At 38.4% G+C, this 12,274-nt stretch carries 12 protein-coding genes; 10 read left to right on the top strand and 2 right to left on the bottom strand.

Translation table 11 applies throughout. The features are described from left to right. The first annotated feature begins 171 nt into the window (after nucleotides 1-171). A complete protein-coding gene (locus BM137_RS05220; RefSeq protein WP_092480106.1) occupies nucleotides 172-1,437 on the top strand; it encodes a tetratricopeptide repeat protein in 1,266 nt (421 codons plus the stop codon). 46 nt (nucleotides 1,438-1,483) lie between these two features. Beyond that, complete coding sequence (locus BM137_RS05215) at nucleotides 1,484-2,059, top strand: ReoY family proteolytic degradation factor (RefSeq protein ID WP_092480105.1); 576 nt, start codon at nucleotides 1,484-1,486, stop codon at nucleotides 2,057-2,059. 54 nt (nucleotides 2,060-2,113) lie between these two features. On the opposite strand, the gene BM137_RS05210 is transcribed toward BM137_RS05215, so the two are convergent. Both BM137_RS05210 and BM137_RS05205 read right to left on the bottom strand, forming a co-directional pair. Further along, the gene (locus BM137_RS05210; RefSeq protein ID WP_092480104.1) at nucleotides 2,114-3,001 is read right to left on the bottom strand and encodes a YitT family protein; all 888 of its coding nucleotides are present in this window, start codon (nucleotides 2,999-3,001) and stop codon (nucleotides 2,114-2,116) included. Nucleotides 3,002-3,204: 203 nt separating this feature from the next. Beyond that, the gene (locus BM137_RS05205) at nucleotides 3,205-3,621 is read right to left on the bottom strand and encodes a hypothetical protein (protein WP_092480103.1); all 417 of its coding nucleotides are present in this window, start codon (nucleotides 3,619-3,621) and stop codon (nucleotides 3,205-3,207) included. Between the two features lie 252 nt (nucleotides 3,622-3,873). On the opposite strand from BM137_RS05205, the gene BM137_RS05200 reads away from it, so the two are divergent. The 8 genes from BM137_RS05200 to BM137_RS05165 all read left to right on the top strand — a co-directional run bounded on the left by BM137_RS05200 (nucleotide 3,874) and on the right by BM137_RS05165 (nucleotide 12,269). Next, the gene (locus tag BM137_RS05200; RefSeq protein WP_092480102.1) at nucleotides 3,874-4,197 is read left to right on the top strand and encodes a nucleotide pyrophosphohydrolase; all 324 of its coding nucleotides are present in this window, start codon (nucleotides 3,874-3,876) and stop codon (nucleotides 4,195-4,197) included. Nucleotide 4,198: 1 nt separating this feature from the next. After that, nucleotides 4,199-4,987, top strand: coding sequence for a 4-hydroxy-tetrahydrodipicolinate reductase (dapB, locus tag BM137_RS05195; RefSeq protein ID WP_092480101.1), 789 nt, complete (start codon nucleotides 4,199-4,201; stop codon nucleotides 4,985-4,987). Next, the gene (locus tag BM137_RS05190; RefSeq protein ID WP_092480100.1) at nucleotides 4,984-6,180 is read left to right on the top strand and encodes a CCA tRNA nucleotidyltransferase; all 1,197 of its coding nucleotides are present in this window, start codon (nucleotides 4,984-4,986) and stop codon (nucleotides 6,178-6,180) included. The genes dapB and BM137_RS05190 overlap by 4 nt, the downstream gene beginning before the upstream one ends. 12 nt (nucleotides 6,181-6,192) lie before the next feature. Further along, nucleotides 6,193-6,552, top strand: a complete 360-nt coding sequence (locus BM137_RS05185; protein WP_092480099.1) for a thioesterase family protein — start codon at nucleotides 6,193-6,195, stop codon at nucleotides 6,550-6,552. Between the two features lie 104 nt (nucleotides 6,553-6,656). After that, the gene (gene dinG, locus BM137_RS05180; protein WP_092480098.1) at nucleotides 6,657-9,461 is read left to right on the top strand and encodes an ATP-dependent DNA helicase DinG; all 2,805 of its coding nucleotides are present in this window, start codon (nucleotides 6,657-6,659) and stop codon (nucleotides 9,459-9,461) included. Between the two features lie 79 nt (nucleotides 9,462-9,540). Beyond that, a complete protein-coding gene (locus tag BM137_RS05175) occupies nucleotides 9,541-10,017 on the top strand; it encodes a cell wall elongation regulator TseB-like domain-containing protein (RefSeq protein ID WP_092480206.1) in 477 nt (158 codons plus the stop codon). A gap of 93 nt (nucleotides 10,018-10,110) precedes the next feature. Further along, a complete protein-coding gene (gene asnS / locus BM137_RS05170; protein WP_092480097.1) occupies nucleotides 10,111-11,409 on the top strand; it encodes an asparagine--tRNA ligase in 1,299 nt (432 codons plus the stop codon). Between the two features lie 143 nt (nucleotides 11,410-11,552). Further along, nucleotides 11,553-12,269 carry a DnaD domain-containing protein gene (locus tag BM137_RS05165; RefSeq protein ID WP_092480096.1) on the top strand — a complete coding sequence of 239 codons (717 nt, stop codon included), beginning with the start codon at nucleotides 11,553-11,555 and terminating at the stop codon, nucleotides 12,267-12,269. The last annotated feature ends 5 nt before the right edge of the window (nucleotides 12,270-12,274 follow it).

Below are 12,274 nucleotides of genomic sequence, written 5' to 3'. Positions count from 1 at the left end.
GAGTAAATCAATAAAACAAATTCTAGAACCAGACTCGTTTATGTGGAAAAGGGCTATTTTAAACTCAAATAAAAATACAGACGCATGGTGCGATAGCTGTTTTTCTCTGTTAAACTGTGTTAAACTGGGAACTAACAAAATTGTGTAGTACTGCGAAAGAGGTTTTTTGTGATGTCATATGGAGAAAAAATGATTCAATCTTTAAAAGATGGAAATTTAGAAGAAGCCAATCTCTTATTTGCTCAAGCTTTGGAACACGATTCTGATGAAGAATTGTATCTTTTAAGCGATAGCTTGTATGAACTAGGTTTTATTGAAGAGACGAAAGCAATCAACTTGCAATTATTAGAAGTTTATCCAGAAAACGATGAACTAAAAGTTGGGTTGGCAGAGATTGCTATTGAAGAAGGCGATATGGAATCAGCAATGGATTGGCTGGCAAAAATCGAAGAGACAAGTGAAGCTTATCCTCAAGCACTATTGGTGTCGGCAGACTTGTACTATGTTCAAGGGCTGTATGAAGTCAGCGAGCAAAAATTGCTGCAAGCTAAAGAAGTAGTAGGAGACGAACCGGCTGTTATTTTCGCTTTAGCAGAATTGCACTTTTCGATGGGAAAATACGCTCAAGCTATTAAAGGTTATGAAGATTTAATGGTACAGGGATACGATGAGTTATCGGGTATCAATTTGTCTGCACGATGTGGCGGAGCTTACAGTGCCATGGGAGATTTTGAAGAAGCGATCAACTACTTGAAGCAAAGCTTAGAAGAAAGCGAGCACGTAGACACGCTATTCCAGTTAGGTTTCACGTACATGCAGCAAAAAGAATACCAACGAGCGAATGAAGCATTCTTTAAATTAAAAGAATTGGACCCGAGTTATACGTCTGTGTACCCTTATTTGGCTAAAGGGTTGGAAGAAGAGCTTCGGTTGGATAAAGCACAAGAAGTCATCCAGGAAGGATTACAGTATGATGAATTCAATCCTGAACTGTATGTTCAAGGAGCAAACATTTATCTTAAACTAGAAGATGAAGAAGCCGCAGAAGGTTATTATCAAAAAGCGCTCGAATTAGACCCTGATAATGCAGCTTACTTGTTGGCGTATACCAACTTATTGAACAAGCAAGAACGTTTCTCAGAAACTGTTGAGATCATTCAACATGCTTTAACAGAAGATGAAGTTGATCCACAATTCTATTGGAATATGGCTATCGCTAACGAAGGGCTGGAAGAATATGAAGCAGCAGGGAACTCTTTTGCCAAAGCTTATCCTTCTTTCAAACAGAATGCTTCGTTCTTGAAGAACTATATTTCCTATTTGAGAGAAGAAGGAGACCGCGTATTCATTAAAGAAGTCTTGCGCGACTACTTGCTCATTGAACCAAGTGATGAAGAAATGTTGAGTTTCTACGAGTCAATAAATAGCAACTATTAACATCCTGGGGTATAATAAGCTAAAGGGAGTATAAGGGGGTTTTCCTATGAACATCCAAGTTTCTTTAGAAGAAAAAAAATCCTTCATTGGCTGGTTTTTAGATCGTCATCAACTAAAAAGAAGAGAATCTATGTGGATTTTGAATTACTTGTTGAATCACGATATTGTGTTGAACAAGGTTCATTTTGTTGAGGATGTGGAAACTACTCCTAGAGGGATCATGATGTCGACTGTTGGAATGGACAATGAACCTTTTCTATTTTACAAAGACGGAAAGTCTTTTAGTGACCCTGAGCAAGCTTTTCATGAAGTCAGACTCAATTGGCATGAAGATATGTATCTCGAATTAGTATTCAGAGAACCCTGGAAAACAGAGGAATATTTAGCTATTTTAGAAGACAACCCTTACCACAGATGGAATGATACTATCCCTAAAGACGTGAAGAAAGACGCTGAACATGCCATCATCCATTTAAATTTAAGCGAAAAGAAACAAGTGATGCTGAAATTGATCGATGAAGCATTGGAATCCGGCAACCGTCAAGAGTTTATTGAATTTTCTACGAAGCTGAAAGAAATCGATAAAGAATTATTGAACCATCAAAAGAAAACTAATTTATAATCAAAAAGGTGCCGACTCTCTTTTCGAGAATCGGCACCTTTTTTGGCTATGCAGTTATTTTTTAGCTTTCAGCAAGCGATTCTTAGGTTTCGGGTCATAAGAAAAACCTTCACCTAAAACTTCGTGGACTGAAAGAATCGAAATGAATGCATTGGGATCTGTTTGATTGATGATATTTTTAGCTAGTACGATTTCATGAGCACCCATCACACAATACAAAATATTCTTTTCTTCTTTAGAATAAGCACCTTCTGCTTTGATATAAGTTACACCGCGATTCAATTCAGCTAGAAGATTATCGGCAATAGCGCTGCTTTTATCAGAAATCACTAACACACCTCGACCAGAATAAGATCCATCTTGGATGAAATCTACCATTCGAGTAAAAACAAATGAGTTCAATAAAGTATACATCATGTGAGGTAAATCAATATAAGTTAAAGACAACACCAAAACCAATACATCAAAGGCCAATAAAGTTTTCCCCATCGCAATACCGTATTTCTTTTCTGCAATACGCGCAATGATATCAGAACCTCCAGTAGTGCCTCCAGCTCGGTAAATCAACCCACTTCCGATACCGCCGCCTAATCCGGCAAGTATAGCTGCAATCAGCAAGTCATCTCCAATAGGAATCGTTACTGGGACTCGTTGCCAAACATCTAAGAAAAAGGACAACATAACTGTTCCATAAAGAGTGTAAATCAAAGACTGATTGCCCAATAATTTCCATCCGATAAAAATCATGGGGATGTTTAAAATCAATGTAGAATAGGCCGGATTGATTCCGAATAAACTATTGAGAATCAACGTGATCCCCGTAAAACCGCCTTCTGCCAAGTCATTAGCTATGTTGATATTTACTAAACTAAATCCAAATAAAGCACACCCGAAAGTGATTAAAAAGAGGTTCTTTAGTATATGTAACTTATTTATTTGCATTTTATCATTCCTTATTTCTGAAAATCATTTTTCCTTAGGGTATCCAAATAGATGATTCTTCAGTTAATTTATAGATACCCTTAAGATAATACCTTCTTTTTTTATAAGAAGCAATACGAGTTCAAAAGTGTTTTCTCATATAAAAAACGGAATATAAGAAAAGCGAACTCCATATAATGTGAGTTCGCGTTATGTAAAAACCACTAGACAGCCAGTTGTTTTTGCAGTCTTTCAACAATTGCAGCAACATTCGTTTTTTGCCACGGGTGTTTTGCAATCCATTTGTTGACTTGGTAAACATCTTTTTTTCTATAGGCGTGATTGTGATATTTGATGACCATTTTACAATAAAGGCCTCTATTTTTAATTGCGATACTTGCAACATCTGACAGGGGAATAGCATAAATTTCTTCTGGAACCAACTTTCCCCAAAAGGATAAAGGCAATACAATCATTTCTTGTTCGTCATTAAAGGTTAAATAGTGAACTTTTACTTTAGTAGCTCTGGCCATCGGAGATAACAAAGCCCCTTTAGGTTGAAGAGTTCCCATAACGGTTTGGCCGATGGCTGCTTGATAACCTTTATCTGATAATGCCGACAAAATTTCTTTTTCTTCCATAGTGTTCCTCCTCAATAAAATAAAATTATTTATTATTATATAATGAAACGATTTTGGAAGCTACCATGTACTTTTATGAGGGACAAAAGAGATATACGTTAACTTCTTGATTTTTCTGTTAATAAAAGAGAAAATAGACTAGTATAAAAATGGAAAGGTTCGCCATTTTGAAGAAACTGAAACTGGTAACAAAAAGCACAGCATAATGGTTGCGGGTTTAATTTAAATACTGACAGAATCGAGGAAGAAGAAATGGAAAAAAGTCTCTCAGCTATCCAAAAAGAAGTGGATGAGTATATCCAACAATTCAAGACAGGGTATTTTTCTCCATTAGGTCAATTGGCGCGACTCACAGAAGAAGTGGGAGAATTGGCCAGAGAAATCAATCACTATTATGGCGAAAAACAAAAGAAACCCTCAGAAGAAACAAAAGAAGTGAAAGAAGAAATAGGAGATACATTGTTCGTGTTGATTTCGTTAGCCAATTCTTTAGATATTGACTTAACAGAATCGTTTGATACGATCATGAAAAAATTCAATGAACGAGATGCCGATCGTTTTGAAAGGAAAGAATGACATGATAAAAATAATCGTTGCTGGATTTAAAGGGAAAATGGGCAGCACAGCGACCAAAATGGTCTTAGATACGCCTGGATTCGAACTGGTAGGTGTATTGGATCCTCACGCTGATGAAAGTAATTTAAATGAATTGAGCGAGTATACAGAAGATATTCCTGTCTTTCATCGCAAAGAAGACGTACTAGCGGAAACTTCAGTAGACGTATGGATCGATTTTACGATTCCTGAAGTAGCGTATGAAAATACACGATTTGCTTTAGAGAATAGTATTCGCCCCGTAGTAGGGACAACAGGGTTAGACGAAGAAGACGTTAAGGAATTGCAAAGACTGGCAGATCAAAAGCGTATAGGAGGCCTTATAGCGCCTAATTTCGCTATTGGAGCTATCTTGATGATGCAGTTTGCAGCTCAAGCAGCGAAATACTTTCCAGATGTAGAAATCATCGAATTGCACCATGACAATAAATTAGACGCTCCAAGCGGTACAGCGATCAAAACCGCTGAAATGATCGTTGAAGAAAGAGGAGCCCATCAACAAGGACACCCAGATGAAAAAGAAAGTCTTGCAGGAGCACGTGGAGCGGATTATCAAGGAATGAAGATCCACAGTGTTCGACTTCCGGGATTAGTGGCTCACCAACAAGTCCAATTCGGGAGCACAGGTGAAGGACTGACCATTCGCCACGATTCTTATGACCGCTCTTCTTTTATGACAGGTGTAGCATTAGCGTGTACTAAAGTGATGGAAAATGAACAATTGGTCTATGGATTGGAAAATCTGCTATGAAATTAATCCATCAAACTTTTGTGCAAGCATTACCCTTGATCGAACAAATCGAAGCGGTAGGTTTTGAAGCTTATTTCGTAGGGGGCAGTGTCAGAGATGCCCTGTTAGGCAAAGAAATCAATGATGTCGACATCGCGACTAGTGCTTTTCCTGCTGAAATTAAGCAGATTTTTCCTAAAACGATCGATGTTGGAATAGAGCATGGAACAGTCATGGTGTTATGGGATGGAGAGGCTTATGAAATCACGACTTTTAGGACAGAATCGACGTATCAGGATTTTAGACGTCCAGATAAAGTTGAGTTTGTTCGCTCATTAGAAGAAGACCTGAAAAGAAGAGATTTTACCGTGAACGCTTTAGCAATGGATAAAAATGGGCAGATCATGGACTACTTTAATGGACAAGAGGATTTGAAACAAGGGATCATTAAAGCAGTAGGGTCTCCTCAAGAACGATTTCATGAAGATGCTTTACGTATGATGCGGGCTGTTCGTTTTGTAAGTCAACTAGGTTTCACTATGGAACACGACACTCAAGAAGCCATTAATCAGCATCAGGCATTATTGGAAAAAATCTCAGTAGAACGTATTGCCATAGAGTTTATGAAATTACTGCAAGGAAAAGGATGTAGTAAAGGATTGACGCTGTTTATCGACACTGGACTCTATCAATATTGTCCCGGATTAGCCGCTTACCGATCACAATTGGTGCAGTTCGCTCAATTTGAAGGAGAGCTTCCTACTCGTTTATCTGCATGGACACTATTGCTGTACCATTTAGGTATCCCGACCGAAAAAACAACGGCCTTTTTAAAAGGATGGAAGTGCTCGAATAAAGAAATGCAGGCGGTAACGCTTGCCGTTGGTACATTGAGAACTAGAATAAATCATCCGTTGACTTCTTTAGAGCTGTACCACGCAGGTTTGGAGATTGCGCTGGAAGTGGAAGAAATGGTCTCTAAGTTGCAAGTACCAGCTGACCTGGAATCTGTAAAAACGCGTTACGAGCAATTAGCGATCAAAGGAAAAAGCGATATTGCCGTTACAGGGAATGATATTTTAGCGGTTTTGGCTATTAAACCAGGAAGATGGTTAGGCGAAGTATTAAATGAAATTGAGCAACTGATCGTGACAGAACAGTTAGAAAATACGAAGGAAGCTATCTTAAATTGGGTGAAAAATAAATACCAGTGAGGGGAGCAAAGGGTGAAAGACTATGCCAGTAAACTGTTTGTTGTGGAAGAAAAACATACAGCTGCTGCTATGGGATCGGGTGATTTAGCAGTTTTAGCCACTCCGGCTCTAGTAGCGATGGTCGAGAACACAGCTAAAGAGAGCATCCAAAACCTTGTAAATCCCGGACAAACAACAGTCGGGATCGAGATACAGATGAATCATTCAGCTGCTACAGCGTTAGGGAAAAAGGTGTTGTGCAAAGTAAAACTGGTTCAGCAAGAAAAACGAGTGCTGGTTTTTCAATTTAAAGCAATGGTAGAAGACCAGCTGATTGCTTCAGGCATTCATAAACGTGCGATCGTTGAGACAGAAAAGTTTATGAGCGAATGATCATGCCGTTGATGTGGTAGATAGATCACGAAAGACAGCTCTATAGAATCAAAACTGTGGTATGATGTGAGAGATGAAATCGATAAAAGAATTAGGTGACAATAATGGATGAGAAAACCACATATGCTGTTGTCGATATAGAAACAACAGGTGGAAATGTGCAAAGTGGAGACCGGATAATTCAATTTGGATGTGTGTTGATCGAAAATGATCAAATCGTCCATCAATTTGCGACTGATGTGAACCCGTTGAGAAATATCCCTAAAGAGATTGAACATTTAACAGGGATATCCAATAAAACAGTAGCTACTGCTCCTTATTTTGAAGATGTGGCAGCAACCATCTTCAATTTGTTGGAAGGGTGTGTCTTTGTGGCGCACAATATTCAATTCGACTACTCTTTTCTATCTGAGGAGATGGTTCGTTGCGGGTTGCCTCCTTTGACGTTGAAAGGGATAGATACTGTTGAATTAGCGCAAATTTTATTTCCTACAGAACCCAGTTTTACGTTGAATGACTTAATGAACGCTCGAGGTATTGTACATACCAATCCTCATCAAGCTGACAGTGATGCGTATGCAACAGCAGAACTGTTTTTATTGATGAAACAAAAACTTCTGGAATTGCCGTTGGTAACGGTAGAAAAGATCACGTCTATTGCTGCTCATTGTACGATGGACACGCAGTTCTTTTTCCAAACCAATCTAGCAGAAATGAAAGACAACATTGCTGAACTTCCCGAGCAGTTGATGATTAAAAAAGGGTTGGCATTACGCAAAAAAAATGTATCTTTTGAGCAGAAAAACCATCGTGAACGATTTGATTACCCGTATACCTCCGATAAAAAAGCCGCCTTGTTTACACCTCATTTTGAATTGAGGGATACTCAGATTCGAATGATGGATACGATACAAGAAACACTTACTGGAGAAAAAACGGAGCATATCGCTATAGAAGCCCCGACCGGAATTGGGAAAACTTTCGGTTACTTGTTTCCGGCTGTTTTTCACGCGTCCAGCGAGAAACCAATCGTAGTGAGTACGTATACGACTTTGCTGCAACAGCAGCTCTTTTATAAAGATATCGTCCAATTGCAAAAGATCATTCCTTTTCCCATTCAAGCAGCGATGTTGAAAGGCAAAAGTCATTATATCCATTTGTCTAAATTTGACAGTTTGTTGCAGAAACCTGTTACCCAAAAACTGGAAGCCATTTACCAAATGAAAGTACTGGTATGGTTGACTCAAACGGAAACTGGAGACCTAGACGAATTAAACTTGACGAGTTACGACCAACCTTTTTGGAACAAGGTTCGTCATCGCGGTTGGCTGGGCAACGAAACAGAAGATGAGTGGTATGAAGAAGATTTTTATCTTCATGCAAAAAAATTGGTTCAACATGCTGGCATCATTGTGACGAATCATGCGTATTTATGTCATGACCTTCAAAAAGAAGACAAGACATTGTCCAATTTCACGAGCTTGATCGTTGATGAGGCACATCATTTAAGTGAAGTTGCGCAAAGCTCCACAAGCCAGGTTTTTCGGTATTATTATTTGCAGAAAATGGGCAAACGGTTGGGTAAGAAAGACGATAAAAGCAGCTTGATCGGTCAGTTGACAGACTTACTCGATAAGCCGACACAATCGATTACTCAACAAGTCGAAAATATTGAGATGAGTGTGTACTTTTTGATGGATACATTGTCTCAATTAGTGGATGAGTTGCTGCAATTCTGTGCAGAAGCAGAGCTGAACGAGGAGTTTAGAAAAGACCGGTACGATATTCCTTATGACAGAGAGAAAGACGGTCTTTTATTTAAAAAAACGTCAAAACAGGTCATTCAATTGATGAATGAGGTGTGTTTCCAAGGATTTGAAGTCGTTCATGCGTTATTAAAAGAGAGAGAACGATTTACTCAAACTGAATTGCATTTGATCACTGATTTTTATGACTGCTTGACGGACTTGGAAAACCAAAAAGACATTTTTATAACGGTATTCCAAAACCCTAATGAGCAAGAAGTGACTTGGTTTTCTTATACTGAAAAAAGTCCAAAAAATAGTTTTACTGCGCAACAGTCCTATGTAACCAACGATCAATTTTTAAAAGAACGGTTGATCACTAAAGTACCGACGATCATCTATACAGGAGCGACGTTAGAGGTAGATGGCAGTTTCGATTATTTTCAAAAACAGATTGGGGAAACGGCTCTAAAGACATTGAAGTTAAATTCTCCTTATGACTACGAAAAACAAGTCAGATTCTGGATACCAAAAGAAGTCACACCTATAAAATCTATGACAAAAAAACGGTATGCTCAAATGATTGTCCGTTACTTAAGCAGTATTTGCAGAAATTCTCAAGAGAATATGTTAGTGCTGTTTACTTCCTATGAACCGCTTCATGAAGTATATGCCGAATTGCAGAAAAAACCGGAATTTTTTGGAAGAGAGATTCTGGCACAAGGGCTTTCTGGAAGTCGAGAACGTATCTTGAAACGCTTTTTCAGGTCTCAAGGAGGTATTTTGCTGGGCGCGGACAGTTTCTGGGAAGGCGTCGATTTGCCGGGGAAATCCTTGAGTGTTATCGTGGTGACCAGGTTGCCGTTTGAATCGCCGGATCGTCCCTTCGTCAAGGCTAAGCATTATTGGATGAAAAAGAATCATTTGAATCCTTTTTATGTAGATACGTTGCCTAAAGCGACACTGCGATTGAAACAAGGATTAGGCCGTCTGGTACGTTCTGAAACAGATAAAGGGGTTTTTATTGTCTTGGATGAGCGCTTGGTTCATTCCAATTTTGGGAAACAAATGCAACGATCTTTACCAAATGGTGTGAGAATCGAAGAAATTGCGGAGAACCAAATGGAAGAGGAATTAAGAAAATTCTTAATTGATGAGATATAGAAAATGGCTTTTATATCTGCTATACTGAGTTAATTAAAGCAAGATTTATTTTACTAAGAGACAGACGGGATTGTCAAAAATGAAAAAAAAAGTTTTAATCGTTTCGATTATTTTAATGATCGTAGTAATTGTTTTTTCTATTTCAGTGTATCGAACAGCTAATGCACCTCTAAGAAGAGCCGAAAAGGAAGCTTTCGCGGTTGCTAAAGATGCGGCGGGTTTGACTGAAGTGACAGACTTTTATTGGTATAATGGGACACAAACTTATTTCACAGTTACCGGATTAAATGAAGAAAACGAAGAAATCGTGGCCATCGTTGCTCAAGATGGTGGTGCAACGACTGTATTGAATAAAAAAGATTTGGTGACGGAAAAACAAGCGATTCAATTAGCTAAAAAAGAAACCAATGCAAAAGAGGTCCTTGAAGCCAGAATCGGAATCGAAAAAGATGTAGCTGTATGGGAAGTTGCGTATAAGCAAGAAAATGGACGATTGGGCTACTATGTCCTGTCATTAGAGACGGGCGAATGGATCAAAGGAATCGAGAATATTTAAAAGTCCTTTTTCAAAAGAGATTCCTGTAGTACAATGAAGTAAGTGAAAGAAAGAGACAAAAGAAAATTTTATAGGCAAAAGGGGATTACTAAGTTGAATCGTATTAGAATTATTGACTCTAAAAATCACGTTGGCGAAGAAGTACAGATTGGTGCTTGGATCGCTAATAAACGTTCTAGCGGAAAAATTGCATTTCTAGAATTAAGAGATGGATCAGCTTTCTTCCAAGGCGTTATTGTGAAAAGTGATGTAGAAGAAGAAGTGTTCCAACTGGCAAAAAGTATCAATCAAGAATCATCTGTTATGATCACAGGGATCATTCAAGAAGACAGCCGTTCAAAATTCGGTTACGAGATCCTTGTAAAAGATATTCAATTAATCGGTGAAAGCCATGATTACCCGATCACTCCTAAAGAACATGGAGTTGAATTCTTGATGGACAACCGTCATTTATGGTTGCGTTCATCTAAACAGCATGCCATTATGCAAGTACGTAACGAAATTATTCGTGCTACGTATGAATTCTTTAATAAAGAAGGTTTCATGAAGATCGACCCGCCAATTTTGACTGGAAGTGCTGCGGAAGATACAACAGAATTATTCCATACTGAATATTTTGATCAAGATGCGTTCCTATCTCAAAGTGGACAATTATACATGGAAGCAGCAGTAATGGCTTTTGGAAAAGTATTTTCATTTGGACCAACGTTCAGAGCTGAAAAATCTAAAACGAGAAGACATTTGATTGAGTTCTGGATGATGGAACCTGAAATGGCATTTACGAACCATGAAGAAAGTCTAGTTGTTCAAGAAAACTACGTTGCTTACATTGTTCAACAAGTTATCGACAACTGCGAACAAGCTTTGCATACATTAGACAGAGACGTAGAAACATTGCGCAAATACACTCAATTGCCTTACCCAAGAATCAGCTATGATGATGCAGTTACTTTGCTGCAAGAGAATGGCTTCGAAGATTTAGAATGGGGAATAGATTTTGGTTCTCCTCACGAGACGTTTATTGCGAGTCAATATGAAACACCTGTATTTATCGTAAACTATCCAAAAGCTATCAAAGCCTTCTACATGAAACAACACCCAGAAAGAGAAGATGTTGTATTGTGTGCAGATATGATTGCTCCTGAAGGTTACGGAGAAATCATCGGCGGTAGTGAACGTGAAGAAAATTATGAGCTTTTAAAAACTCGTATTCATGAGTTTGGATTGAAAGAAGAAGATTACGATTGGTATTTAGACTTGCGTAAATACGGAAGTGTTCCTCACTCAGGATTCGGATTAGGTCTTGAGAGAACGGTAGCATGGATTTCAGGTACGGAACATGTACGTGAGACGATTCCATTCCCACGCTTGTTGAACCGTATTTACCCATAAGAAATTTCTAAAAAGAACGAACCCGAACGGGAGCTGGGACATTAATCCTGGCTCCTTTTTGATGATTGTTGAAACAACATGCATTAAAAATTTAGATCAATAGACATGTTTAAGAATACAAGATTAAGAAGGGAATGGTATGAATGAATCTTTCGCCGCTGCAAAAATGGCTCAAATATGGTGATACAACCATTTCTAATTTGTTATTAGCTCATTACCGTCAGTTAGGTTTAAGTCATGAACAGCTGATATTGATCATACAGTTGAAATCATTATTGGATAGCGGAAGCGATTTTCCGGATATTGAAATTATTGCAGGAAGAATGCAATTGCCAACAGCTAAAGTGTTTAATGCCATACACGATTTGATTCAGCAAAAATATTTAAGTATTCAAACGAGTATCGATAAAGACGGAAAAACAAACGATAGCTACCAGTTGGACTTGTTATGGGAACGCCTAGCGACATTGTTAGATCAAGAAGACCGTTCTGTAAAAATAAAAGCGGAGCAATTCTCTGAAAAAGAGTTGTTTAACCGATTTGAATCTGAATTTGGTCGACCGTTGTCTCCGATGGAAATGCAGACAATCGGAATGTGGCTGGATGATGATAAATACGCTATTGAATTGATTGAGATGGCTTTGAGAGAAGCTGTACTGAGTCAAGTATATAATTTGAAATATGTAGACCGGATATTATTGAATTGGGAGAAGAAAAACATTAAGACTAAAGCTCAAGTGGTACAAGAGTCTAAAAGAAGACGTCAACAACAAGCCTCTGCACCAGCTGCCCCGATTCAAAACGATACAAGTTCTAAACCAAAAGTGCCCTTATACAATTGGTTGGAAAATCAAGATTAGACTGA

The sequence above is a fragment of the Desemzia incerta genome, from assembly GCF_900115825.1.
Taxonomy (GTDB): domain Bacteria; phylum Bacillota; class Bacilli; order Lactobacillales; family Carnobacteriaceae; genus Desemzia; species Desemzia incerta.
The sequence above is the reverse complement of the archived record's forward strand: the minus strand, read 5'-3'. Positions and strand labels throughout refer to the sequence as shown.